The 24,907-nt window shown below is 73.5% G+C and carries 21 protein-coding genes; 15 read left to right on the forward strand and 6 right to left on the reverse strand.

What is annotated here, in order from left to right:
* The first annotated feature begins 17 nt into the window (after window positions 1–17).
* Genes OG767_RS20785 through OG767_RS20820 form a run of 8 tightly spaced genes read left to right on the forward strand, consistent with a single transcriptional unit; the run spans window position 18 to window position 7,435 of the window.
* Entirely contained in the window at window positions 18–881 is an 864-nt protein-coding gene (locus OG767_RS20785) for an HIT family protein (protein WP_405090092.1), read from the forward strand.
* The gene (locus OG767_RS20790) at window positions 878–2,059 is read left to right on the forward strand and encodes a hypothetical protein (RefSeq protein ID WP_405090093.1); all 1,182 of its coding nucleotides are present in this window, start codon (window positions 878–880) and stop codon (window positions 2,057–2,059) included. The genes OG767_RS20785 and OG767_RS20790 overlap by 4 nt, the downstream gene beginning before the upstream one ends.
* 5 nt (window positions 2,060–2,064) lie before the next feature.
* On the forward strand, window positions 2,065–3,147 hold the full coding sequence (locus tag OG767_RS20795; protein ID WP_405090094.1) for an AfsA-related hotdog domain-containing protein: 1,083 nt from the start codon (window positions 2,065–2,067) through the stop codon (window positions 3,145–3,147).
* Window positions 3,147–4,172 carry a beta-ketoacyl-ACP synthase III gene (locus tag OG767_RS20800; protein ID WP_405090095.1) on the forward strand — a complete coding sequence of 342 codons (1,026 nt, stop codon included), beginning with the start codon at window positions 3,147–3,149 and terminating at the stop codon, window positions 4,170–4,172. The genes OG767_RS20795 and OG767_RS20800 overlap by 1 nt, the downstream gene beginning before the upstream one ends.
* 13 nt (window positions 4,173–4,185) lie before the next feature.
* Window positions 4,186–4,425, forward strand: a complete 240-nt coding sequence (locus OG767_RS20805) for an acyl carrier protein (protein ID WP_281942566.1) — start codon at window positions 4,186–4,188, stop codon at window positions 4,423–4,425.
* Entirely contained in the window at window positions 4,425–5,660 is a 1,236-nt protein-coding gene (locus tag OG767_RS20810) for a beta-ketoacyl-[acyl-carrier-protein] synthase family protein (RefSeq protein ID WP_405090096.1), read from the forward strand. Before OG767_RS20805 ends, OG767_RS20810 begins: the two co-directional genes overlap by 1 nt.
* Before the next feature lie 52 nt (window positions 5,661–5,712).
* Window positions 5,713–6,417, forward strand: a complete 705-nt coding sequence (locus OG767_RS20815) for an HAD family hydrolase (protein ID WP_405090097.1) — start codon at window positions 5,713–5,715, stop codon at window positions 6,415–6,417.
* Window positions 6,418–6,421: 4 nt separating this feature from the next.
* Entirely contained in the window at window positions 6,422–7,435 is a 1,014-nt protein-coding gene (locus tag OG767_RS20820; RefSeq protein ID WP_405090098.1) for an aldo/keto reductase, read from the forward strand.
* A gap of 152 nt (window positions 7,436–7,587) precedes the next feature.
* On the opposite strand, the gene OG767_RS20825 is transcribed toward OG767_RS20820, so the two are convergent.
* Window positions 7,588–8,808, reverse strand: coding sequence for a cytochrome P450 (locus OG767_RS20825; protein WP_405090099.1), 1,221 nt, complete (start codon window positions 8,806–8,808; stop codon window positions 7,588–7,590).
* A gap of 291 nt (window positions 8,809–9,099) precedes the next feature.
* On the opposite strand from OG767_RS20825, the gene OG767_RS20830 reads away from it, so the two are divergent.
* From OG767_RS20830 to OG767_RS20845, 4 genes are all read left to right on the forward strand, one after another.
* Window positions 9,100–9,678 carry a carboxymuconolactone decarboxylase family protein gene (locus OG767_RS20830; protein WP_405090100.1) on the forward strand — a complete coding sequence of 193 codons (579 nt, stop codon included), beginning with the start codon at window positions 9,100–9,102 and terminating at the stop codon, window positions 9,676–9,678.
* 94 nt (window positions 9,679–9,772) lie between these two features.
* A complete protein-coding gene (locus OG767_RS20835) occupies window positions 9,773–10,936 on the forward strand; it encodes a M20 family metallopeptidase (RefSeq protein WP_405090101.1) in 1,164 nt (387 codons plus the stop codon).
* A 65-nt stretch (window positions 10,937–11,001) separates the two neighbouring features.
* A complete protein-coding gene (locus tag OG767_RS20840; protein WP_405090102.1) occupies window positions 11,002–12,126 on the forward strand; it encodes a glutamate--cysteine ligase in 1,125 nt (374 codons plus the stop codon).
* 24 nt (window positions 12,127–12,150) lie between these two features.
* Window positions 12,151–12,846: a nitroreductase family protein gene (locus OG767_RS20845; protein WP_405090103.1), complete on the forward strand. Its 696-nt coding sequence runs from the start codon at window positions 12,151–12,153 to the stop codon at window positions 12,844–12,846.
* On the opposite strand, the gene OG767_RS20850 is transcribed toward OG767_RS20845, so the two are convergent.
* The 3 genes from OG767_RS20850 to OG767_RS20860 form a co-directional block, all read right to left on the reverse strand.
* A complete protein-coding gene (locus OG767_RS20850; protein ID WP_405090104.1) occupies window positions 12,830–14,374 on the reverse strand; it encodes an NAD(P)-binding domain-containing protein in 1,545 nt (514 codons plus the stop codon). The genes OG767_RS20845 and OG767_RS20850 overlap by 17 nt on opposite strands.
* Window positions 14,375–14,495: 121 nt before the next feature.
* Window positions 14,496–15,521 carry a cupin-like domain-containing protein gene (locus OG767_RS20855; protein ID WP_405090105.1) on the reverse strand — a complete coding sequence of 342 codons (1,026 nt, stop codon included), beginning with the start codon at window positions 15,519–15,521 and terminating at the stop codon, window positions 14,496–14,498.
* Entirely contained in the window at window positions 15,518–15,679 is a 162-nt protein-coding gene (locus OG767_RS20860) for a hypothetical protein (RefSeq protein WP_405090106.1), read from the reverse strand. The genes OG767_RS20855 and OG767_RS20860 overlap by 4 nt, the downstream gene beginning before the upstream one ends.
* A gap of 207 nt (window positions 15,680–15,886) precedes the next feature.
* Here OG767_RS20860 and OG767_RS20865 point away from each other — a divergent pair, with 207 nt between their 5' ends.
* The 3 genes from OG767_RS20865 to OG767_RS20875 all read left to right on the forward strand — a co-directional run bounded on the left by OG767_RS20865 (window position 15,887) and on the right by OG767_RS20875 (window position 21,768).
* The gene (locus OG767_RS20865) at window positions 15,887–19,036 is read left to right on the forward strand and encodes a hypothetical protein (RefSeq protein ID WP_405090107.1); all 3,150 of its coding nucleotides are present in this window, start codon (window positions 15,887–15,889) and stop codon (window positions 19,034–19,036) included.
* Window positions 19,037–19,135: 99 nt separating this feature from the next.
* A complete protein-coding gene (locus OG767_RS20870) occupies window positions 19,136–21,088 on the forward strand; it encodes a histidine kinase (RefSeq protein WP_405090108.1) in 1,953 nt (650 codons plus the stop codon).
* Window positions 21,085–21,768 (forward strand): response regulator, encoded by a 684-nt coding sequence (locus OG767_RS20875; protein WP_405090109.1) that lies wholly within the window; start codon window positions 21,085–21,087, stop codon window positions 21,766–21,768. The genes OG767_RS20870 and OG767_RS20875 overlap by 4 nt, the downstream gene beginning before the upstream one ends.
* A 49-nt stretch (window positions 21,769–21,817) precedes the next feature.
* On the opposite strand, the gene OG767_RS20880 is transcribed toward OG767_RS20875, so the two are convergent.
* Both OG767_RS20880 and mtnA read right to left on the reverse strand, forming a co-directional pair.
* Window positions 21,818–23,776: a bifunctional aldolase/short-chain dehydrogenase gene (locus tag OG767_RS20880; protein ID WP_405090110.1), complete on the reverse strand. Its 1,959-nt coding sequence runs from the start codon at window positions 23,774–23,776 to the stop codon at window positions 21,818–21,820.
* 28 nt (window positions 23,777–23,804) lie between these two features.
* The gene (gene mtnA, locus OG767_RS20885; protein ID WP_405090111.1) at window positions 23,805–24,815 is read right to left on the reverse strand and encodes an S-methyl-5-thioribose-1-phosphate isomerase; all 1,011 of its coding nucleotides are present in this window, start codon (window positions 24,813–24,815) and stop codon (window positions 23,805–23,807) included.
* Between the last annotated feature and the right edge of the window lie 92 nt (window positions 24,816–24,907).

Genomic DNA, 24,907 nt, shown 5'->3' on the forward strand with positions numbered 1-24,907 from the left:
GAATGAAGAGGACCCACATGGACACACCGGACTTCACCGCGGCCGACCTGTCCCGCCTGGCGTTGTCCGCGCGGTTGCAGGCCCTGTCCGAGGCGCTGCGCCTGGCGGTCGCCACCCCCGACGGGGAGGAGCCGCTGGCCCCGAAGCTGTGGAGCCTGCTCGGCACCGAGGTCCCGGAGCTGCACGACGCGATCGTCGGGTACCTGCGCGACACCGGCGGGTCCTGGCGGGACGTGGCCGACCTGAGCGGCCTGACCGACGAGCAGGCCCGGGAACGTTGGGCCGACGCCGCGACCCCGCACCTGACCGATCCGGCCGCGACCGCCGCCGAACTCGACGCCTGGTACAGCCGGCACGCCCAGCTGGAGCCGCTGGCCCGGGTCCGCGACCCGTTCACCCGGCTGCTCAGCGGGCGCACGCCCGAGGAGCGCCAGTGCCTGGTCTGCGCCAAGTACGCCGGCCTGCCGGTGCCCGCCTGGGCGGGCTTCCCGGTGCCGCCCGGCGGGCACCTCGTGGACGACGGCATCTGGCGGGTGGGCCACGGGCCCACGCCGTACTGGCCGGTCGGCACCCTGCTCATCGAGTCCCACCGGCACTTCCTCGACTACGCCGACTTCACCGACGAGGAGGCGGCCGGCATCGGCACGCTGGTCCGGCGGTTCACCGGCCCGCTCAAGGAGGTGACCGGGGCGCCGCGGATCCACATCTTCTCCTGCATGGAGGGCACCGAACACTTCCACCTGTGGCTGGTGCCCCGCACCGTCGGCGGCGTGGCCGGCCGCACCTTCATCGCCGACCCCGGCTACTGCACGCCGGTGGAGGCCGAGGAGGTGATCGGCCGCCTCCGGAAGGCGCTGGCGGAGTCGGCGGCGGCCCGATGACGCACCCGCTCCCGCCCGGCGCCGGACCGCGGATCCTGCTGGCGCCGGTCACGGTCAGCCCCACCAAGCCGTTGACGCCGACCCACCTGAAGTACCTGCTCTCGCTGGACGTGATCGTCCGGGTCAGCGCGGTCCTCGCCGACGTGACAGTCGCCTACCAGCACGGGGCGTACGCGGGCAGCCAGCAGGTGGCGGGATTCTGGGACCACCTCGACCGGCACCACCCCGGGACGGCGTACGCCGGCCTGGACGAGGTCGGGATCGGCGAGCTGTACGTCGCGTACCACCGGACCCCACGGCTGCCGTTCGCCGCGATCGAACCGACGGTACGACGTGCCGAGGCCGGTTGGCTCCACCCGGCCAGCGCCCGGCTCCTGGACATCTGGCGGGGCCACTACGAGCTGCTGGGGATGTTCGACCCGGACCTCGGCCGGCACGGGCCCGAGCTGATGGCCGAGGCGGACCTGCTGGACCTGCTCGTCCGCCGGAACCTCTGCATCGACGGCCGTCCGGTGGGCGCGCCGGTGTACCTGGACGCGACCGCGGCGGGCCACCCGCTGCGGGTCGTCCTCGGCGCGGACGGACAACCCAACTACCTGCTCTATCTGCTCCGGGAGCTGGTGCCGCTGCTGGCCGACCACGACCTGGTGGTGCTGGCCCACGACGAGCAGCTGCGCGCCGACTACCAGACGGTGAGCCACGTCCTCACCGCGCTCGGCGCCCGCGTGGTCCGGTTCGAGGTGCCCCGGGTGCCGATCGACGGCGTCACCACGTCCACCCGTTTCGGCGGCTGGCAGGGGTACACCCTGGACGCCATCGCCGACCGGTTCGTCGACGACCACGGCGTCGACGCGTTCCGGCTCGGCCTGCGGCTGTACCTGATCGCCGGCCTCGGGCGCACCGCCCGGGAGAACTACTCGGCGCACCAACTCAGCCGGTGGATCCGGCGCGCGCGGCGGCTGCTCGACGTCCACGCCGGTGCGGACGACCACGACGCCGCCGGGGAGCGGGTGCCGGCCGAGCTGTGGGGCGCGCTGGTCGCCCGGCGCGGCTACGCGGACCCGTACCGGGTGGCCACCACGCTGATGAGTCGGCAACCCACCGTGCCGGTGGGCGCGCTGCTGGACGTGGTGACCGGTCCGGCCCGCAGCCGGGCGACCGTGGGCGGTGCGCGGTGACCGGGGTGGCCGGGGCGACCGCCGCCGGCGAGCGGGAACTGCTGGTCGCCGCGGAGTCGCTGGACTTCGCGCGTACCGTCGACCGGTCCGTGGTGCACCGGCGGAACCCGACCGAGGTGTTCCTGGCCGACGTCCGACCGGTCGGCCCGCAGGGTTTCGTCGCCGCCGCGCTGCTGCCGGCCGTGCACCCGCACTACACCGGGCACACCGGGTCGGCCAACCGGCGGCTCGATCCGCTGCTGCTCGTCGAGTGCTGCCGGCAGGCCGAGACGTACGCCGCCCACGTGCTCTTCGACGTCGAGCCGCGCGCGGCCTTCGTGCTGCGGGGCTGGTCCGCCGAGCTGTTCCGGCCCGGGTGCGCGGCGGTGGTCCGGGACGCGACGTCCGGCCCGACCGAGCTGCGGATGACGGTGACCACCGGTGTCCCCCGTCGGGTGGGGGGCCGGGTGCGGGGGTTGGACTACGAGTTCACCCTCGGGGTCGCCGGTCACCGGATCGGCGTGGTGCGCCTGGCCGTCGGCTACCTGGCCCCGGAGGCGTACACGGTGGTCCGGTCCCGGGGGCGCGGCGGCCCGCCGCCGATGTCGTCCCGGCTGGGCCCGGCGGCCGTCGCCGGCGAGCTGACGGCGCCGGACCGCGTCGGCCGTCGCCGCGCCACCGACACCGTGCTGCTCGACGTGCGGACCGCCGAGCGGGCGGTCACCGCCGGCCTGCGGGTGCCGGTGGAGAACATCAGCTTCTTCGACCACGACCACGACCACGTGCCGGGGATGGTGCTCCTGGAGGCCGCGCGGCAGGTGGCCACGCTGGCCACGGCGCACTGGGGCGGCGGCGCGCCGCACCGCACCGTGATGTCCCGGATGACCGCGTCGTTCGCGGCCTACGCGGAACTCGACCAGCCGGTGACGCTGACGGCGGTACCGGCGGACGCGGCCGGGCCGGCGGCGGAACCGGACCGGGTCGGCGGGTCGCCCCGACCGGTCGACGTGACGTTCCACCAGGGCGGCGCCGAGATCGCGCGGATGGGTCTCACCGTGGCGCTCGACGTCGACGGCACCTCGACGACGGACCGGGAGCGGGTGGCCTGATGGGGCGAGCGGCGGTGGTCGCCGGGCTGGGCGCCTGGGTGCCCCCGAGGGTCGTCACCAACGGGGAGCTCGCGGCGCGCCTGGGCGTCGACGAGGACTGGATCGTCACCCGCACCGGCGTCCGGCAACGCCACGTCATCGCGCCGGGCGAGGCCACCAGCGACCTCGCGGTCGAGGCGGGCCGCCGGGCCCTGGCGTCGGCCGGCGCCGCCGGCGCCGACGTGGTCGTGGTCGCGACCAGCACACCGGACCGGCCCTGCCCGGCGACCGCACCCGAGGTGGCCAGTCGACTCGGCCTGGACGGCGTACCGGCGTTCGACGTCGCGGCGGTCTGCGCGGGGTTCGTCTACGCCCTGGCGACCGGGGCGGGCCTGATCGCCGCCGGCACCGCGTCGAGTGTGCTGGTCATCGGCGCGGACACGTTCTCCACCATCCTCGACCCGGACGACCGGACGACCCGGGCCGTCTTCGGGGACGGGGCGGGCGCGGTGCTGCTGCGCAGCGGCACCGCCGACGAGCCGGGCGCCCTGCACGGGTTGAGCCTGGGCAGCGACGGCAGCCGCAGCGACCTCATCGAGGTGCGCGCGGGGGGATCGCGCCAACGGTCCACCGGGCTGCCGGTCAAGCCGGAGGACACCTACTTCGAGATGCAGGGGCGGGCAGCCTTCGCCGAGGCGGTCCGCCACATGTCGGCCTCGATCGGACGGACCACCGCGCTCGGCGGCTGGGCGACGGCCGACGTCGACCGGTTCGTGCTGCACCAGGCCAACCTGCGGATCATCGCCGCCGTCGCGACCCGGCTCGGGCGGTCGGTCGACCGGTTCGTCACCAACATCGACCGGGTGGGCAACACGGTGGCCGCGTCCATCCCCCTGGCCCTGGCCGACGGTGTCGCGGCCGGCGCGGTACGCCCCGGGCACCGGGTGGTGCTCGCCAGCTTCGGGGGCGGGCTCACCTGGGGGTCGGTGGCGCTCGTCTGGCCGGAGTGCCGGGCGGTACCACCTCACGGAACTGACCACAGCTAGCGGGAGCACACGGATGAAGGCAATCGAAGACCGGATCATCGACGTTCTGGCGACCCAGTTGAAGCTGGTGCCGGACGGCATCGAGCCGGACATGACGTTCGAGTCACTCGACATCGACTCGCTGGTGATCGTGGAACTCGGGCTGTTGCTCGACGGCGTGTTCGACATCGCCATCGACGACGGCGAGCTCACCAACGAGATGACCATCCGGGACGCGGCGCGGCTGGTCGAGACCAAACAGGCGGTCGCCTGATGGCCGAGCACCCGGACGGCTTCGGCGTGGCGGTCACCGGGCTCGGCCTGGTGACGCCGGCCGGCATCGGCGTGGCGGCGAACTGGGAGCGGATCCGGTCGGGTCTGAGCTGCGCGCGGGCCGACGACACCCTCCGTGGCACGCCGACCGCCCTGAGCTGCCGGGTGCCCGGATTCGAGCCGGAGGCCGCGCTCGGCGGCTTCGCGTCCTGGCAGCTGGAACGGTTCGCGCAGCTGGCGATCGTGGCCGCCCGGGCCGCCGCCGAGGACGCCGGCTGGCAGCCCGGCGGTTGGGACGGCGCCCGGGTCGGCGTGGTCCTCGGCAACTCGCTCGGCGGGGCCGGCGCCCTGGAACGGCAGCACACCGCGCTGACCGGGGGCGGGCCGCGAAAGGTGTCCCCGTTCCTGATTCCGATGTACATGGTCAACATGGCCGCCGGGTACGTCGCGCTGGACCTGGACGCCCGCGGTCCCAGCCTGGTCACCGCCACCGCCTGCGCGTCGGGGACGACGGCGGTCGGCGTGGCGCGGGACCTGCTCCGCGCCCGGGCCTGCGACATCGTGCTCGCCGGCGGCGCCGAGTCGGCACTGACCCCGCTGGTCGTCGCCGGGCTCGGCCGGATGGGCGCGCTGTCGCGGCGGGCGGACGCGCCGGCCGAGGCGTCCCGGCCGTTCGACGCCGACCGGGACGGGTTCGTGGTCGCGGAGGGCGCGGGCGTGCTCGTCCTGGAACGGATCGAGGACGCCCGGGCCCGGGCCGCCCGGACCCGGGCGGTGGTGCGCGGCTACGGCGCCGCGACCGACGCCTACCACGCCACCGCGCCGGATCCGCGGGGACGCGGGATCGAGCAGGCGTTGCGGGCCGCGCTGGCCGACGCGGGGCTCGGGCCCACCGACGTCGACCACGTCAACGCCCACGGCACCTCGACCCCCCTCAACGACGTCACCGAGGGTCGGATGCTGCACCGGGTGCTGGGCGACCGGCCGCTGGTGACCTCGACCAAGGGGGTGACCGGACACACCCTGGCGGCGGCCGGCGCGATCGAGGCCGGGTACACCGCGCTCGCCATCGAACACGGCAGCGTCCCGCCCACCGCGAACCTCGGCCGGCTGGACCCGGAACTCGACATCGACGTGGTCAGCGGCGCGCCGCGACCGGCCCGGATCGACGTGGCGGTGAGCACGTCGCTGGGCTTCGGCGGGCACAACGCCGCACTCGTGCTGACCGCGGCGTGACCGCCGCCCGACCGCACCACCCGACCCATCGGACCGACCGTCTGGAGAAGAAGTGAGCAAGCTGGACAAGATCCGCCTCGTCGCGCTCGACAGCGACGGAGTGGTGCTGAACGACACCTACAGCCCGGTGATCGAGAGCTTCGTGACCATGCACGGTGGGGCGTACACCGCCCACGTCGAACGGCACGTCTGGGGTTCGCCGCAACTGGCCGCCGGGCAGAACATGGCCCTGGCCTGCAAGCTTCCCTGGACGGCGAAGGAGACCATCGCGGCGTTCTTCGCGCACCGCGAGGAGTACCTGAGGACGCACCCGGTCGAGGTGACCGAGGGCGTCGAGGAGCTGCTCGCCACGCTGCGGGAGGTCGACGTGCGGGTGGTGTGCTACGGCGGCCGGAACCGCGAGTACACGTTCGACAGGTACCTCGGCCACCTCGCCGGCTACTTCGACGCGGAGATCCCGTACGTGGACGTGAACGACGTCCGGCCCGGCACCAAGGAGATCGTCCGGGACATCTTCGGCTACGAGTTCGACGAGGTCGTCTTCGTCGACGACATCAACCGGGTGGCCGAGGTCACCAGGGCGCTGGGCGCCGGCTTCATCGGCGTACCGGCCAGCATGCCGCACAACTTCCAGCGGGAGGAGATGGTGGCCACCGGGGTGCGACACCTGGTCGACGACATCCGGAAGATCGACGTCGACCTGCTCCGCACCGTCGACCAGGAACTGGCCGCCGGCACGCACTGGTCGGGCCGATGACCCGATGACGGGACGGACGCTGCGGCCGGTCGCCCTGGGCGCCGCCGGCCCACCGGTCGGCGCGCAGGGGCTCGGTTGCATGGGCATGAGCGAGTTCTACGGCCCGAGCGACGTCGAGGAGTCGCGGCGGACCCTCGACCGGGCGCTGGAGCTCGGGGTGACGCTCTTCGACACCGCCGACGCGTACGGGTACGGCCGGAACGAGGAGCTGCTCGGGCCGTTCGCCCGGGCCAACCGGGACCGGGTCGTCATCGCCACCAAGTTCGGCCTGGTCCGGAGCGTGGACGATCCCCGGCACCGGGGCATCGACAACTCGCCCGAATATCTCCGCCGCGCCGTGGAGGCGAGCCTGCGCCGTCTCGGTGTCGACGTCATCGACCTCTACCAGGTGCACCGGGTCGCCCCGGCGACGCCGGTCGAGGAGACCGTCGGCGCCCTGGCCGAGCTGGTCGCCCAGGGCAAGGTCCGGCACCTGGGGCTCTCCGAGGTCACCGGGGCACAGCTCCGGGCCGCGCACGCGGTGCACCCGATCGCCGCCGTGCAGTCGGAATGGTCGATCTTCTCCCGGGACGTGGAGACGACAGTCGTCCCGACGGCGGCGGAACTCGGCGTGGCGCTGGTGCCGTACGCGCCGTTGGGCCGCGGTTTCCTGGCCGGCGCCGTCACCGGTGTCGACCGGCTCGCCCCGGACGACTCCCGTCGGCACATGCCGCGCTTCACCGGTGACCGGGCCCGGCACAACGCCGCGCTGCTCAGCCCGGTCCACCGGATCGCCGCCGCCCGCTCCGTCACGGCGGCACAGGTCGCGTTGGCCTGGGTGCACCAGCGGGCGGCCGTGCACGGCCTGCCGGTGGTGCCGATCCCCGGTACCCGGGACCCGGTCCGGCTCGCGGAGAACGTGGCCGCGGCCGGTCTCGTGCTCACCGGGGCGGAACTGGCCGAGCTGGAGCCGATCGCCGCCCGGGTGGCCGGTTCCCGGGACGCCGGGCTGACCATGGCGGCGGTCCGCCGGGACTGACCCGTTCCGGCTCCCCGGCCGACCGGTCGGGCGGCCTGCCACCGCCACCGCACCCGTCGGCGCTGACGGGTGCGGTGGGGTGGATCCGGCCGGCGGCGCGGTCACGCCGGACGGGCTCCGCACCGCCGGGCGCTGTGGCCCGCGGCCGGGAATCACCAGGTCACGGGCAGCTTCGACACGCCGTAGACGGCAGCCTCACGCTGGAAGGGAAGCTGATCGAGCGGCACGGCCAGCCGCAGGTCCGGAATCCGGCGCAGCAGCGTCTCGATGACCGCCTCCATCTGGATCTTGACCACGTGCTGCCCGAGACACCGGTGCAGTCCGTGCCCGAACGACACGTTGCCGGCGTGGGTCCGGCGCATGTCGAGCGAGTCGGGGTCGTCGTACCACTGCGGGTCGAAGTTCGCCGTCGGCAGGTAGACCAGCACCGCCTCGCCGGTCTTGATCTCCTGTCCCCCGATCCGGGTGTCGCCGACCGCGATCCGGGGCAGCCCGGTGTGAAAGTTGGTGCTGTAGCGGAGCAGCTCGCCCAGGCCGCCCGCGATCAGGCTCGGGTCCTCGCGCAGCAACGCCAACTGGTCCGGGTTGAAGAACAGCGCGGCCAGGCCGAGGGAGACGCCGTGCACCGCCGGCTCGTACCCGGCGACGATCAGCACGCGGGCCATGCCGATGATGTCGGCACGGGTGAGCGCGCCGTTCGCCTCCTGCTCGGTGATGAGGCGGCTGAGCACGTCGTCACCGGGATTCGCGGCCTTGGCCTCGAGGACCTCGACGATGACGTCGGTCAGCTCGTCGCTGGCCCCGTCGAGCTTGTCCTGGCCGACGTAGTGGTCGGCGAACGTCGAGGCGACCCGCAGGAAGAGGTCCTTCTCGTACGGGATGTCGAGGATCAGGCACATCACCTGCGCCGCCAGCGGCTCGGCCAGTTCGGCGACCAGGTCGGCGGGCGGCGACTTCGCCAGCAGGTCGTCCACCAGCCGGTCGACGATCTGCTGGATCCGCGGCCGCCACCGGGCCGACGAGCGTTGCGTGAAGTCGGCGTTGACCATGGCCCGCTGCCGGGTGTGCTCCGGCGGGTCCATCCGGGCGAACGTCGGGTTGTCCTCGGTGAGCGTCTCCGACCCGGCGCTCAACAGCGGGAAGCCCGGCCGGCGGTTGTCCGCGCTGAGGCGCTCGTCCGCGAGCGCGGCACGCACGTCGTTGCGCCGCGTGATGAACCAGACCTTGCTGCCGTCCCACATGGTGACCTGGCTGACCGGGCTCTCGTCGCGGAGCGTCTGGTACCGGACCGGCGGGTGGAACGGTGACTTGCCGTCGCGCTCGGCCCGGTAGTCGTAGATGTCGGTCACGTCGGTTCCTCTGCCCTCGCTCATGCCCCGCTCCATTCGCCCGCCTCCCCGCAGCCGGAGGGCGCGTCGCTGTACACCTGTTCGATCAGCCTCACCGTCGGCACCTTTCGTCCGCATCTCCACCGTTGCGGCGCGTCCGGCGCGGCGCGGGCGGCCCGATCCGGGCCGGACACAGAGCACGATCCACGGGATGCGGCCCCGGTCCATATGGGATGGTGGGCGCGCGGCGTCCGAACACGCCGTCCGGTCCGGGCCTCCGCGACGGCAGGGGCATGACCCGGCCGGCGCCACGGTCACGACTGGAGGCAGCACTTCATGGCGCACATCGATCTCGGGATCGACGAGAAGCAGTTCCCCGGCATCTCCGGTCCCATGCGGTACCGCCCGGAGACGGCGAAGCCGCTCAACGAACTGGCCGAGGTGCTCCTGCGCGCCCCGCACACGCTCCCGGCCGGGGAACGCGAACTGATCGCCGCGTACGTCTCGGGACGCAACGAGTGCAACTTCTGCTGCGCGTCGCACTCGGCGTTCGCCGCCGCGCAGCTCGACGACGGCATGACCCTCGTCGACCAGGTCCGCGCGGACCTCGACAGCGCGCCGATCTCGGCGAAACTGCGGGCGCTGCTGAGGATCGCCGGCGCGGTCCAGATCAGTGGCCGCAACGTCACCCCCGAGCTCGTCGCCGACGCCCGCGCCCAGGGCGCCACCGACCTGGAGATCCACGACACCGTCCTGATCGCGGCCGCGTTCTGCATGTACAACCGCTACGTCGACGGCCTCGGCACCTTCGCGCCCGAGGGGCCGGACGCCTACTCCGAAACCGCCCGCCGGATCATCGACGTGGGCTACGGATCGTCCGCTCCGCTGCGGTCGACCACCGCGCCGACGGGCTGAGCACGGACGAGGAAGACCACATCCGGTCCCCCCTGCGACGGTGAAATAGGCGGGCATCATATCGAACCCGTCAACCATGCAGTTGGAGGGACCAATGGGCCGAAAACGCTCGCTACTCGGCGCCGCGGAGCGGTACCAGGCGGACATGGTCGACCGGCTGGGCACGCTCGTCTCCTGCGAATCGGCGCCGGGCTCGCTGCCCCACCTCGCCTGCTGTGCCGACCTGCTCGCCCGCTGGGGCGAGCAGGTCCTCGGCCGGCCCGCCCAGCGGGTCGAGATCGACGGCCTGCCGCACCTGCTGTGGCCGGCCGTCGATCAGCGCGTGCTGCTCCTCGGCCACTTCGACACCGTCTTCCCGGTCGGCACCGTCCGGTCCCGGCCGTTCACCGTCCACGGGGACGTCGCGACCGGCCCCGGTGTGTTGGACATGAAGGCCGGCATCGTGCAGATGTTCACGGCGCTGCGCCTGATCGAGGACACGTCGGCGGTGGGCGTGCTGCTCACCTGCGACGAGGAGACGGGCTCCGGCACGTCCCGGCCGCTCATCGAGCGGGAGGCACGGCGGTCGGGTGCGGTCCTGGTCTGCGAGGCGGCCACCCCCGAGGGGCACCTGAAGGTGGCCCGCAAGGGCGGCTCGGTCTACCGCCTCACCGTGTCCGGCCGGGCCGCCCACGCCGGCGTCGAACCGCAGCGCGGGGTCAACGCCACGGTCGAGGTCGCCCACCAGGTCCTCACGTTGGGCCGCATCGGCACGGCGGACAGCGACGGCACGTCCGTCACGCCGACGCTGCTCTCCGCCGGCACCACCACGAACACGGTGCCCGACTCCGCCTGCCTCGCCGTCGACGTACGGGCCTGGACCCGGCACGAACTCGAGCGCGTGGACCACGCCATCCGCGGACTCGCGCCGGTCCTGCCCGAGGCGACGCTGGACGTGCAGGGCGGGATCAACCGCTATCCGATGTCCCCGGACCTCGCCCGCCCGCTGCTGGAACTGGCCCGGTCGGCGGCCCGGCGGATCGGCGTCCCGAGCCCCGACGGCGCGTACGCCAACGGCGCGTCCGACGGGAACTTCACCGCCGCGATCGGGGTGCCGACCCTCGACGGCCTGGGTGCGGTCGGCGGCGGGGCGCACGCCGACGACGAGTACGTCTGCCTGGACCGGATGCCCGAGCGGACGGCGCTGCTGGCCGGCCTCGTCGACACGCTGTCCATCATGGAGCGAATCGTGCCGTCACCGGGGGACGACATCCCGTAACCTGCTCTACGTCGGCGAACGACCGGCAGCGAGGGGTCGGCGGCGTGGTGACTACGGATCAGGGCGTGCCAACCTCCGTACCCCGGCTCGGTGTCGAGGAGGAGTTCCTCGTCGTCGACGCCGCGCACCGCGGGGTCGTGCCGGAGGCGGCCACCGTCGTCGACCGCGCCCGCCCGGCCCTCGGCCCCCGGGTCGACGGTGAGATCACCAAGTTGCAGGTCGAGACGCGGACGGACCCGTGCCGGAGCCTCGACGTGCTCCACGCGCAACTCGTCGACGGACGGGCCGCGATCCAGTCCGCGGCCCGGTCGGCGGGCCTGCGGGTGCTCGCCAGCGGCTCGCCGGTGCTCGGTCGCGCCGTGCCGCCACCCGTCACCGAGGGGCCCCGCCAGGACCGGGGCACCGCCACCTTCCGTGGGCTGCACGACGAGCTGGCCATCTGCGCCCTGCACGTCCACGTGGAGCAACCCGACCGGGACCGCGCCGTGCTGATCGGCAACCACCTGCGCCCGCACCTGCCGGTGCTCCTCACCCTCACCGCCAACTCGCCCTACTGGTCCGAGCGGGACACCGGCTACGCGAGTTGGCGCACCATCACCTGGGGGCGCTGGCCGGTGGCCGGCCCGCCGCCGTACCTGACCTCCGCGAAGCAGTACGACGACCACGTGGACGCGCTGCTCGAAGCGGGCGCGCTCGTCGACCACGGCACCGTCTTCTGGGATCTCCGCCTGTCGACGAGGCACCCCACGATCGAGGTGCGGGTGGCCGACGTCCCGCTCACCGCGCCCGAGTCCGCGGCGTTCGCCGCCCTGGTGCGGGCGTTGACGGTCGTCGCCGGGGAGGCCGTCGACCGGGGTGACGAAGGGCCACGCCCGGCCCCCGAGCTGATGCGACTGGCATACTGGCGGGCCGCCCGGGACGGGATGGGCGGCCAGGGCGTCGACGTCGCCACCGGTCGCCCCCTGCCGGCGGCGACGCTCGCCGAGCGGCTGGTGGAGCGCGCCCGGCCGGCGCTCGACGAGGCGGGCGACCGCGAGCGGGTGGAGGGCTGGCTGGCCGGGCTCGCCCACGGCGGCGACGGCGCGAGCCGCCAGCGGGACGCCTGGGCGCCGCGCGGGCGCCTGACTGACGTGGTCGACACGATCGCCAGGCACACCGCGCCCGAGCGCGAGGAGCGCACCTCTGAGTAACGACACGGCGGCCACCGCCGGGACATGCTGGACGCACCTGATCAGGGGAGGTTCCAGGTGAACGACACGAGCCTGCTGCCCACGGTCCCCATCCGGCACCGTCGCCGCCCGCCGGCGGAGATGGTGCGCGAGGCGGAGGCGTTCGCCGACCGGATGGCCCAACGCCGCTCGGTGCGCGACTTCGCCGGTGACCCGGTGCCCGCCGGGGTGGTCGAGGCGGCGATCCGGGCCGCCTCGACCGCGCCCAGTGGCGCCAACGTCCAGCCGTGGCGCTTCGTCGTCCTGACGGATCCGGTCCGCAAGCGCCGGCTGCGCGAGGCCGCCGAGGCCGAGGAGCGGGCGTTCTACGACCGCCGCGCCTCGCCGGAGTGGCTGGCGGCGATCGCCGGGATCGGCACCGACTGGCGCAAGCCGTTCCTGGAGACCGCACCGGTCGTCATCGTCGTGTTCGAGGTCCATCAGGGACCGAACAGCCCGAAGCCGTACTACGTCAAGGAGTCCGTCGGCATGGCGGTCGGCGTGCTGATCACCGCGCTGCACCACGCCGGCCTGGCCACCCTGACCCACACGCCCAGCCCGATGCGGTTCCTCAACGAGGTGTGCGAGCGTCCGCCGGAGGAGCGTCCGTACGTGGTGATGCCCGTCGGGTACCCCACCCCGGACGCCCGCGTCCCCGACCTGACCCGCAAGCCGCTCGACGAGGTCATGGTCTGTCGGTGAGGTCCTCGGTCAGGAAGTCGACAAGCGGCCCGACGTGCCGGTCCGGGCGTCGCCACTCGGCCAGCAGGTCCTCCAGCAGATGCTGCTCGGCGAGCAGTTCGGCGCCGCGGTAGCGGCGGATCACCGGGTGGATGAAGGCGCTCTCCCGGGCCCGGTCGGGCGTCGGGTGCCGGTCGATGGCGAAGACGTCGCCGTAGTCGTCGCGGCCCCACCGCAGCGCGAGCGTGTACCAGTGCGTGGCGGTCCCGAAGCGTTCGACGGCGTAGTCCTCCGGCAGGTCCTCGTAGTGGTGGAAGTCGCCGGTCACGTCGTCGCGGACGAAGACGTCGCAGAGGTACTCGAACTGCGTCCACAGCGCCGAGGACCAGTTGACCCGGTCGAGCATCAGCTTGGTCAGCGACGCGGGGTCCGCCGGCGTCGGCGCGTACGGCAGCGGCACGTCGTCGTACCGCTCCCGCAGCAACCGGGTGAACGTCCGGAGGTTGTACCGGAATCCGTCGATGAACGGCGAGGACGCGTGTTTGACGTCCCGGTCCTGGGCGATGGTGCCGGCGAAGTAGAGGCCGTCGACGGTGCGCGACTGCCAGTCCGGGCGCAACCCGGGCATCCGACCGTCGCGCACCATCTCGGGACGGCACGACTCGTCGAACATCGACGTGTCCATCCGGAAGCCGGTGCACCTGAGCACGGTGTGGTAGTCGAGTTCGGCGGTCTCCCCCTCGGCGTGGGTGTACGTGATCGACACCCGGAACCGCCCGTCGACGGGCCGAATCTCGTCGATCGTGCAGTCCAGCACCGAGTGCAGTGTCTTGAACTGGTAGCTGTCCAGGATCGCGCCGTACTGGCCCCGGACGTCGCCCGGGTGCTTGGTGTTCCACGCCAGTCGCAGCGGCTGCCGGCTGGCGAGGTGCACCATCGAGGCCCGGCCCAGGATCGCCGACGCGGTCTCGAAGGCGGAGTTGCCCTTGCCGATGATCAGCACGCGTTGGCCGTCGTACGCGGTGGGATCGACGACCATGTCCTCGTACCCGACGGCGTGTTCGATCCCCTTGATCGCCGGTACGAACGGCCGGCCCCATCCGGTCGCGACGATCAGGCAGCCCGCGCGCACGTCGCCCCGGTCGGTGCGCACGGTGAAGCCGTCGTCGGTCCGGGTGATCCGTTCGACCGTCGTGCCGTAGCGGACGTTGAGCTGGTGCACCCGCTGGAACTCGGCGAGGTAGCGCACCAGGTCGTCGGCCGCCGGCAGGTACTCCTCGCTGAATCGTGGGAAGAGCAGGTCCGGCTCGTCGTTGAGCAGTGAGTTCCAGTCCCAGCGCAGGCGGATCTCGGGGTCGGTGCTGTCGGTGTGCACCTTGTTCAGGGAGATGAGGCGACGGTGCCGCGGGAACCGTCGGAAGAACCCGCCGGGGGTGTCGCCCCGTTCCAGCGTCAGGTAGTCGGCGCCCTGCCGCTGGAGGTAGTAGCTCAGTTGCAGGCCGGCGGGCCCCGCCCCGACGATCACGTACCGGTGTTCGCTGCTGACCATGCCGCGCCCTTCGACGGAGAGGTGATTCCATCGACCATGGAATGTGGAGCGAGGCGTGTCAATGCCGGACGGGGCCCGCCCCGGTGGACCGCCGGCGATTCGCGGCGCTCGCCGCGCCGCCTCACCGGTCGGCGCGGCCGGCGCCGGGGGCCGCGGGCGGGGTGGCCATCCGATGGTTCTGGCCGGGCACCCGGAAGTGGTGGAACGTGACGGTGGCGCTGAGGTCGAGCGCGTGCACCCAGTGCCACCAGCCGACGGGAATGAGCAGCATCTGGCCCGGTTCGAGGATGGTCTCCAGCACGGTGGCCTCGGCGTAGCGGGGATGCCGGTCCAGGTCGGGCCGGGCCGCGTCCACCGCGCTGAACGTCCCGCCGCGCGGATAGACCAAATGCCGCTGGTACGACGGGACCAGCCGGACGTGCTTGCGGCCGAGCACCTGGCAGAGCAGCACGGTGCTGTTGTCGATGTGCAGCGGGGTCACCGTGCCGGCGGGGCCGAGCAACAGGTGTCCCCCGCCGGCGGGATCGACGAGATGGCCCGGTGGCCGCACGTCCTCGGCGAGCGCCCGCAGCGAGCCGGTCCAGTTCTCGTTACGGGGCACCATGTAGTAGTCGTTGGTGCGCGTGCCGGAGCCCAGCAGCGTCAGGTAGTCCCGGAACGGCATGGTGGTGCGGTGCCGGTCGTACTGCCAGGCGTGGTCGGGGTTGGCCTCCCGGCCGGTCATCACCTCGACCACGGCGTCCGGGCACCGGCGGGCCATCGCGTCCAGCGTCCAGTTCCGCGCCGGCCAGTCGGCCATCAGGCTGTCGAGGACGACCGGACGGTTGGCGTAGTAGTAGCGGCCGAAGAACTCCGCCGCGGTGAGGTCGGTGCGCCGTTCCAGCTCACGACCGCCGTCGTCGTCGCGCAGCACCCGGTAGGTGTCGAGCACCGACTCCATCCAGTCGTAACGCAGCGCGAGCCGTCGGCAGACGGCGAAGTACGGGTGCGCCTCCAGGGCCGCCAGTTCCGCGTCGACGGCGTCCGGATCCGCGCCCGCGGCGACGGCCGCCGCCCGGGCCTGCCCGGCGGCGACCCCCATCGCCAGGTTCTCGGCGAGCCACTCCCGCCAGGCGGGAAGCAGGCCCGGTGCGGCGGCCACGGTCACCGGACGACCGCCAGACGCACCGGCGCCGGCGGTACGGTGCCGTCCGCGCCGGCCACGGTCGGCGGCGGGGTGAGCCGGGGCGCCCGGGTGTACTCGGAGCAGTTGACGTAGGAACCCTTGACGTGGGCCGGGATGTGGTCCGGCGAGGTGTCGGTCATGCCGGGCAGTCAACCGCCGCGCCGTCCCGGCCCACCAGGGGCAGCGGTCCCGGCCGACCCGGGACGGCGGCGCCCCGCCGGACGGGGGACGTCCCGCGTCCCGTCCGCGCGGGACATCCACCCCTGGCCGGCGGGACACCCCCGGACGCAGGCTGCGCTGCGCGTCCCGCCGACCCGGCGGGCGCACAGTGATCCGGAGGATTCCCAGTGGGTGTGATGCTATGGGCTCCCCGCCGCCGAGGGCGGTGGCGGGCGCTGGTCGCCGCGGTCGTGGCGGCGGTGGTGGTCGTGTCGCCGACGCCGGCCGTGGCGGCCGAGGACCCGGTCGACTTCCAGGCGGCGAAGTTCCACGACGGCGTGTTCGCCGCCTACCTGCGGGCGCACAACGGTGGCGTCGCGGGTCTGAAGAACCTGGTGCTCACCGCGGAGCTGCTGGACTGGCGGGGGCGCAACCCCGGCGCGTCCCGCGACGACGTGACACGGCACCTGGTCGCCACACGGCAGGCGGTCAACGCGGCGGGCATCTCCGACACCACCGCCCGTACCACGTACGCCACCATGATCAAGGTGATCGACGCGCTGTCCGGCATCCCCGGGGTCAGCATCGGCGCGCCGATGGTCAAGGGGCTGCTGGACGCCACCGTCGGCGGCACGATCACCGCCTCGGCCGAGGTCGAGGACGCGGTGACCAGCGCCTACCAGAACTACCGGTGGATGGACGCGCTCTACGCGCAGCAGGAACGCGCGTGGGGCCAGCTCACCCGGGCGGCGGCCCAGGACGCGGACCTCGCGGCGGCCTGGGACGGGGAGATCGGCGCGCAGCTCAACGTGCGCGCCACCGCGACCACCGAGCAACTGCTCGCCGACCCGCTGCTCGCCTCCTTCGTCAACACCGAGGCGATCCTGGAGCACCTGGGCAACGAGCAGGCCTACCTGGCGGCGCTGCGCGCGCAGCTGAGCGGGGCACTGGACCAGGTCGCCGCGCAGAACTCGCAGATCATCGACAAGCTGGCCGCCGCGGACCTGAAGTATCCGGTCGGTCCCGGCCCGAAGCCGACGCCGCAGGACCACACGGCCGCGCTGGCCGAGGCCGCCAGCCGGCAGGTGGCGATCGACGCCGCCGACTCCGCGGTGACGATCCTGGCCACACTCGCCGGGTTCGCCGACGCGAAGGCCGGCAAGGACGTGCTGGCGATCGGCAAGGCCGCGGTCGGCGTCGCCACCGCGATCAACAAGTACCTGCCGACGGTGGCCGGGCTCAGCCTCAGCGACGCCATCGGGTCGCTGAGCACGGTGGTGCTCACCGGCAACGTGCTGGGCGCGGTGATGACGCTACTGCCGATCTTCATGGGTTCCGGCCCGAGCGAGCACGAGCTGGTGATGCAGGAGATCGGCAAGCTGCGCGAGCAGGTCGGCGAGCTGCGTACCGAGATGCACGAACGGTTCGACCGGGTGGAGGCGATGCTCTCGGCGATCTACGACGACGTCATGTCGGTCCTGCTGAAGATGCGCGACGACATCGGCGTCGTGATGCGCGACATCGAGGCGATCAAGCACCAGATCTACGGCCTGGAGACCAAGGTCGACCAGCTCAGCCTCTCGATGCAGGAGGCGCTGAAGAAGAACGCGCTCGCCGACGCCGAGTACGTCATCAACACCTTCGTCGGATACCAGGCGCGCACCGGGCGTCCCCTCTCGGTGGCCCAGTACGACGAGACGGAGGGCCGGCTGTTCACCGCCGCCACCTCCACGGCCGCGGGCGCGCCCTTCGTCCTCACGCCGGCCGAGTGGTCGCAGTCCACGATCGAGCCGGTGAAGGTGCTCGACGAGAAGACCCCCTACGGCGCCATCGACTACCTGTCCTACCTGGCCCGGAAGTGGGATCCGGGGTATCCGGCCACGGTGAAGACCCCGCACGCCGGGGTCTGGACGATGTCGACCCGGCCGTTCACCGCGCTGGCGTTGGAGAACCCGACGCTGGCCGGCGACATGATCGGCGACGACTCCTTCGCCGCCCGGATCGGCCGCTCCGGCCAGCAGATCCTGGACGCCAGCAGCCGGTTCAGCCGGCCCAGCGCGGACGGGCACCGCAACGCGTTGTTCACCGGCCTGGTGGAGAACTACAAGAGCGCGGTCAACGCCCAGTCCGCCGAGCTGCGCAAGCTGCGCGACGAGGCCACCGGCGGCGGCTACAACCCGTGGTACGGCCCGGACCAGGCGCCGCCGACGCGCCTGACCAACACCCGCAAGTACTGGACCGCCGACAAGGAGCGCGGCTACAACGAGGACGCCAAGATGTCCGGGTGTGCGCCGTACAGCCCGCTGCCGCGGGTGCGCATTCCGACCAACGTGAACCTCGGCGACCTGCCGAACGCGTTCCAGCTGCTCAGCCACGGCACGAGCAGGCAGTTCCAGCCGCACTTCCGGATCTGCTACGACGCGGAACTCGTCAACCACACGACCACCACCGGGCCGCGCGCCGAGATCACCAAGGCCGACCTCCAGTTGACCGTGCACGCGCAGATGAGCGTCAACCAGGGCGGCTTCTGGATGGACGTGCGGACCTGGCGCAACACCAGGAGCGCCGGCATCGTCTGCTCGTGGAGCACCCGGGACGACCCGCCCACCGGCTACTGCTACGACGAGGTCTACTACATGACCTACGACGACGAATCGGTGCACCTGCCGGCCTTCGAGACGGGTGCGCGCTCGGCCGACAACCCGGAGCGGCTGACCATCGCCCGTACGCTGGGCAACCGGATGTTGTGGGGCAAGCAGAAGCGCTACTACCAGTTGGTCAACCAGAGGTTCGGCGACCCGACCTCGGAGCTCCGCAAGGCCGGCAACAAGGTCACCGAGGCGTTCCGGCTGCTTCAGGCGTACACCAGGCTCGGCTTCCCGGTGGCGTTGGACTCCGACGCCTCGCTCAGCGGCTATCTGCTCGGCGGGAACCTGCTGCCGAGCGACTACCGCCACCCGGGCGCGCCGGTCGGGCGGGAACTGCCGGACACGCACATCGGTCGGGCGTACGAGGTCGCCGAGGCCGACTACGCGCCCTGCACCCAGGCGACACCGGGTGACCCGTGCCCGGAGTCGATCTCCGAGATCGACCCCCGGGTCGGGCAGGCGCCCATCTTCAACACGGCGTGCTCGGGCGCGGACAGCCCGAACTCGCCCAACGAATATCTGGGCAACTGCATCCACGCGGTCGCCATCGAACGGGCGGGTGAGTTGGCGGCGGTCTACGAGACGTACTCGCAGCGTCTCGCCGCGAACGTCTACCGGGAGCGGTTGCCCGACGTCGCCACCGTGGTCGACCAGCTGAGGGTCAGCGGCAAGGCCGTCGCGCAGAGCTGACCCCGGACGACGGGCCGGTCGCCACGACCGGCCCGTCGTCCGGCTCACGCCGTTTCGGTGGTCCCGCCGACGGCACCGGACTGACACAGTGGACCCGACATGTCGAACGCACCCGGGACGCGGCGGTGGGCCGCGTGGACCGTCCTCGCCCTCACCGCCCTGCTCAGCCTCGGCGCGGTCGCCGCCTGGTCCGTGGCGACTCCCCCGTTCACCGCCACCGGGCTCTACTCCCTCGTCGACCTGCTCGACGGCCTCGTCTACGGGGCGGTGGCCTGGTTGATCCTCAGCCGGCAGCGCACCGGCAGCCGGCTGCCCGGCGTGATCGCCTGCGCGGCGGCGCTGGGCAGCGCGCTGTCCGCGTGCGTCGCCCAGTGGCAGCTCGCCGTCGACGGACCACCGCTGCTGGCCGTCCTGCACCACGTGGCCTGGGTGCCCGGCCTCTACGCACTCGTCGTGGTCATGCCCTGGTTGCTGCCTGACCGGCCACTCGGCCGCCTCGACCGACTCGCCGCCGCCACCGGTCTCGGCTACGTGGCGTTGACGACGGCCGTGCTCGCCACCGCGCCACCGCCGCTGGGGGCGCTCCCGCTACCGCCCGAGCTGCGCGCGGTTCGGGCCGCGCTGCTGCGCCCGCTGGCGCCGGTCCTGCCGTGGGCGCTTGTCGGTCTCGGCCTGCTGGCCTGCGCCGGGTTGGCATGGCGGTGGCGGCGCGGTCCGGCACCGCAGCGCCACGGCCTCGGCTGGGCGACCGCCGGCAGCGCGCTGCTCACCCTCAGCTTCGCCGCCTCCCTCCTGCCACCGATTGTCCCGTCGACCGTGCCCGCGCTGCTGATGCTCGCCTCGCAGGCGTTCTTCCCGGCCGCGGTGGCGGTGGTGGTGCTACGCCAGCAGTTGTGGGGGCTGCGGGTGGCCGTGCGCCGCACCCTGGTCTGGTATCTGATGACCGCCGTGGTGATCGCCGGCTACTGTGCCGCGGTGGCCCTGCTCGACCGGTTGCTGCCGCGTGCCCTGCCGCTGCCGCAGCTCGTCGTGACCGCCGCGCTCGCGGCGGCCTTCCAGCCGATCCGCCAAGCGGTGCAGCGACGCGTGGACCGGCTCGTGCACGGCGAGGCACCCGAACCGCTGCTGCACCGGGTGGTGCACAGCGTCGGCACCACCGCCGACATCGGCGCGACCATCGCCGCCGCGCTGCGGCTGGCCGAGGTACGCATCACCGAGCACGGCCCACCATCCCCACCCCACGACCACGGCCCCCCGGTCGCCGTGCCGCTGACCAGCGGCGACCGACTGGTCGGCCACCTGCACGCCTGGCCCCGGCCCGGGGAGCTGCTCGACGGCCGGACCCGTGAGTCGCTCGCCGTTCTCGCGCCGGTGGTCGCCGCCGTGGTGGACCTCGCCGGCACCAACCGGGACCTGGCCCGGTCGCGGCAACGGCTGGCGGAGGTACGCGACGAGGAACGCCGGTCCCTGCGCCGGGACCTGCACGACGGCCTCGGCCCGGCGCTGAGCGGCATCGGGTTGGGGCTGGCCGCCACCCGCAACCTGCTGCGCCGCGACCCGGACCGGGCGGAGGACCTGCTGGACCGGTTGACCGACGAGCTGACCGCACGCGCGGCGGAGGTCCGGGAACTGGCACACGGTCTGCTGCCCCCGGTGCTCGCCGACGGCGGCCTGGGCCCCGCCCTGGACCTGCTCCGCGACCAGTACGCGCGGGCCGGTCTCCATGTCGTGGTGCACGGACCGGCCGCCCTGGACCCGCTGCCGGAGCTGATCGCCACCGCCGCCTACGGCGTCACCGCCGAAGCGATCCGTAACGTACAGCGGCACGCCGGCGTGGACCGGTGCACCGTTTCGCTGGACCGGCTGCCCGACCTGTTACGCGTCACCGTCACCGACGACGGTCGGGGCGTGCCGACCGGGCCCACCAACCACGGGGTCGGCCTGCACGCCATGCGGGAGCGGGCACAGGCGGTGGGTGCGACCCTGACCGTGGGACCGGCCGGGGCCCGCGGCACCACCGTCTGCCTGACGATCCCCCTGGAGCGGCCGTGAGCGACAACCCGATCCGCGTCGTCGTGGTGGATGACCACCCGGTCTTCCGACTCGGCATGAGCGCGTTGCTCGACACTCTGGTCGGCATCGAGTGCGTCGGGGAGGCCGCCGACGCCGCCGACGCTCGCACCCTCGTCGCCCGGGTACGCCCCGACGTGGTGCTGATGGACCTGCACCTCGGCCAGGGCTCCGGGATCGAGGCGACCCGCCTGCTGCGCCGTGACCACCCGGCGGTCCGGGTCCTGGTGGTGAGCATGCTCAACGACGACGCCTCACTGGTCGCCGCGCTGCGCGCCGGAGCACGCGGCTACGTGCTGAAGGGCGCGTCGGCCGCCGACGTGGAGCGCGGCATCCGGGGCGTGGCGGGCGGCGACCTGATCCTCGGCGCGCCGCTCGCCGACCGGGCGGGCGCGCTGCTCGGCGCCCGTGCCGACGCCCCGTTCCCGCAGCTCACCGACCGGGAACGCGAGATCCTGGTGCTGCTCGCCCGGGGCCTGGCGAACCCGATGATCGCGCACCGGCTCGGGCTGAGCGCCAAGACCGTGCGGAACAACGTCTCGGCGATCCTGGTCAAGCTGCACCTGGGCAGCCGGGCCGAAGCCATCGCCCTGGCCCGTGACCACGGGCTGGGCGCGCCCGGCCCCGCGGAGGCGCCACCGGTCGACGGCCGGCGCGCGTGACCCCCCGGCACACCGTCCCTCGGCAGACAGCCGACTGACGGTCGGTCCGTCAGATCACCCGCTCGTTCCCGCCGTCCACGCTGATCTGCGCCCCGGTGGTGGCCGCGAACGTCTCCCCACAGAGGGTGGCGGCCAGCTCCCCCACCCGGGCGCTGGTGATCTCGGCGCCGAGCAGGTTCCGTCGCTTGTACTCCGCCACGGTCAGCCCGTAGTGCCGGGCCCGGGCGTCGAGCACCTCCGGGCTCCACAGCCCGGTGTCGAAGACCGCGTCGGGGTGCAACACGTTCACCCGGATGCCGTCGCCCGCCCATTCCAGCGCCGCCACCCGCGCCACCTGTGTCACCGCCGCCTTCGAGGCGGAGTAGGCGACCGCGCCGGGGCCGGGGGCGAGGGCGTTGCGGGAGGCGATCACCACCACCCGGCCGCCGCGGGGCGCGAGCGCGAGCAGCGGGTGGGCCCGGCCGAACAGGTGGGCCACGGACTCCGCGTTGACCGCCATGGTGCGCTGCCACCCGGCCGGGTCCAGGTCGGCGATCGCCCGGCTCGGCGGGAAGATCCCGGCCGCCGCGACGACGATGTCCACCCCGCCGAAGCGGTCGACGGCGGCGTCCAGGGCGGCGTCCACGGCCGCGGTGTCGGTGACGTCGACGGTCAGGCCGAGGCGGGCCGGCCCGTCGGACGCGCCGACCGAAGGGTCCCGGTCCAGGGCCACCACGCAGGCCCCGCGCGCCAGCAGCGCCTCGGCGCAGGCCCGGCCGATGCCGGAGGCCGCCCCGGTCACCACCGCCACCTCGCCGGCGAACTCCGGCGTCGGTCCGCCCCGCCGCAGCTTCGCCTGCTCCAGCTCCCAGTACTCCACGTCGAAGATGTCCTCCGCCGGCAGCGCCCGGTAGCCGCTGACCGCCTCGGCGGCCTCGATCACGTCGACCGTGTGCCGGTAGACGTCCCGGGCCATCAGCGTCTCGGCCGCCGACCGGCCGGTGGTGAGCATCCCCAGCTCCGGGTCGAGGATCACCCGTGGCGCCGGGTCGAGCATGGTCAGCGTGGTGCGGGCCCGGGAGCGGTGCTGCTCGACGTACCGGCGGTAGGCGTCGGCGTAGCCGGCCGGGTCGGTGCCGACCAGCGGGATCCGTTTGGTGCGCAGCACGTGGTCCGGGGTGACCGGGCCCCGGGTGGCGACCGCCGCCAGGTCGGGGCGGCCCAGGAAGGCCCGCACGGCCGGGTCCTCGTGGCGGCTGAGCAGCATCGGGGCGTCGGCCGTGGCGGAGACGTCCCGGCGCAGCCGGGCCAGCCGGACCCGGTCCACCGGCCGGGGCGGGACCGGCGCGACCGGGGGTCGGGGCAGACCGACCCGCTCCTCCGCCCGGCTGATCAGGTCGATGTGCCGGCGGTACGCCTCCTCGGCGTCCGCGCCGAAGGTGAAGAGCCCGTGGTGCAGCAGCACCATGCCGACCGTCCCGGCGTGCGCGTGGGCCGGGTAGACGTCCGCGCACCGCCGGGCCAGGTCGAACCCCGGCATCACGTACGGCACCACGACGACGCTGTCGCCGTAGAGTTCCTCGACCAGCCGCGCGCCGTCCGGCTGGTTGGTGAGGGCGAGCAGCGCGTCGGCGTGGCTGTGCAGCACGACCGGGTGCGGCAGCAGCGCGTGCAGCAGCGTCTCCACGCTCGGGTCCGGCGCCCGCGCGTCGAGCCGGGCACAGCGCAACTCGTTCATCATGTCGCTGTCGCCGAGGCGCTCCAGCCGCAGCAGCGCCCGCAGCCGCTCCAGGCGCAGCGCGGTGAACCCGGACGGGTCCATCGTCGCCAGGTCGGAGCCGCTGCCCTTGACGTGCAGCACCGCCACCGGCTCCCCGGTGAGGTCGGTGACCGTCGTCTTGACCGAGGTGTTCCCCCCGCCGTGCAGCACCAGGCCGGTGTCGGCACCGAGCAGCCGGGACGCGTACACGAGTCGCGCGATCGGGGCGGAGCCGTCCGGGGCGTCGGCGGCGGACCAGCGGTTACGCATCGGGGTGTGCACTCCTCGGGTCGGTGGGTCAGCTCCGGCCGATGGGGTCGTCGGGGCGACCGCCGGCGGCCGGCAGGATGACCCGACGCTCGGTGACGATGGCGGTGACCAGGTCCGCCGGGGTCACGTCGAAGGCGTAGTTGAGCGTGCCGGTGCCCTTCGGGGCCAGCGCCACCGCCCCCAGGGCGGTGATCTCCTCGGGGTCGCGGACCTCGATGTGCACGTCCCGGCCGGACGGCGTGGCGAGGTCCACGGTGGACTCCGGAGCGGCGACCACCATCGGCACCCCGGCGCGGGCCGCCGCCAGCGCCAGCGGGTACGTGCCCACCTTGTTGATCACGTCGCCGTTGGCGGTGATCCGGTCCGCGCCCACCACCACCGCGTTGACCCGGCCCTGGGCGAGCACCGACGCGGCGGCCGAGTCCACCACCAGGGTGTGCGCCGCGCCCATCTGGGCCAGCTCCCACACGGTCAGCCGGGCGCCCTGGAGCAGCGGGCGGGTCTCCGAGGCGTACACGTGGGCGAGCGCGCCGTGCTCCTGGAGGGACCGGACGACCCCGAGGGCGGTGCCCCACTCGACGGTGGCCAGCGCGCCGGCGTTGCAGTGCGTCTGCACGGCCACCTGCGGTCCGACGGTGTCGACCAACCAGCGGGCGCCGCGTTCGCTGAGTTCCCGGCAGCAGCGGACGTCCTCCGCCAGCACGGTCAGGGCCTCGGCGAGGGCCGCCTCGGCGCCCTCGGCGTCAAGGCGGGCGCGGACCCGGTCGACGCCCCAGGCGAGGTTGACCGCGGTGGGGCGGGCGGCGCGGAGCGCGTCGACGGCCTGGCGCAGCTCGGTCGGGTCCGGGTGTCGTCGGGCGGCGAGCGCCACGCCGAGCGCCCCGGCGACGCCGATCGCGGGCGCGCCCCGGATCGCCAGGGACCGGATCGCGGCGATCAGGTCCTCGACGGTGTCGATCTCCAGGAACTCGACCTCGTGCGGCAGCCGGGTCTGGTCGATCGCGACGATCCGGTCGTCCCGCCAGTCGATGGTCCGCATCCGTACCCCTCACCGCCCGGGTTGCCGATCATACGTCGAACACAGCAGGAGAGTTCCCCACGAATCGAGAGCTGTCAACAGTTCGTGCCGGA

The sequence above is a fragment of the Micromonospora sp. NBC_01392 genome (assembly GCF_045040125.1).
Lineage (GTDB): Bacteria > Actinomycetota > Actinomycetes > Mycobacteriales > Micromonosporaceae > Micromonospora.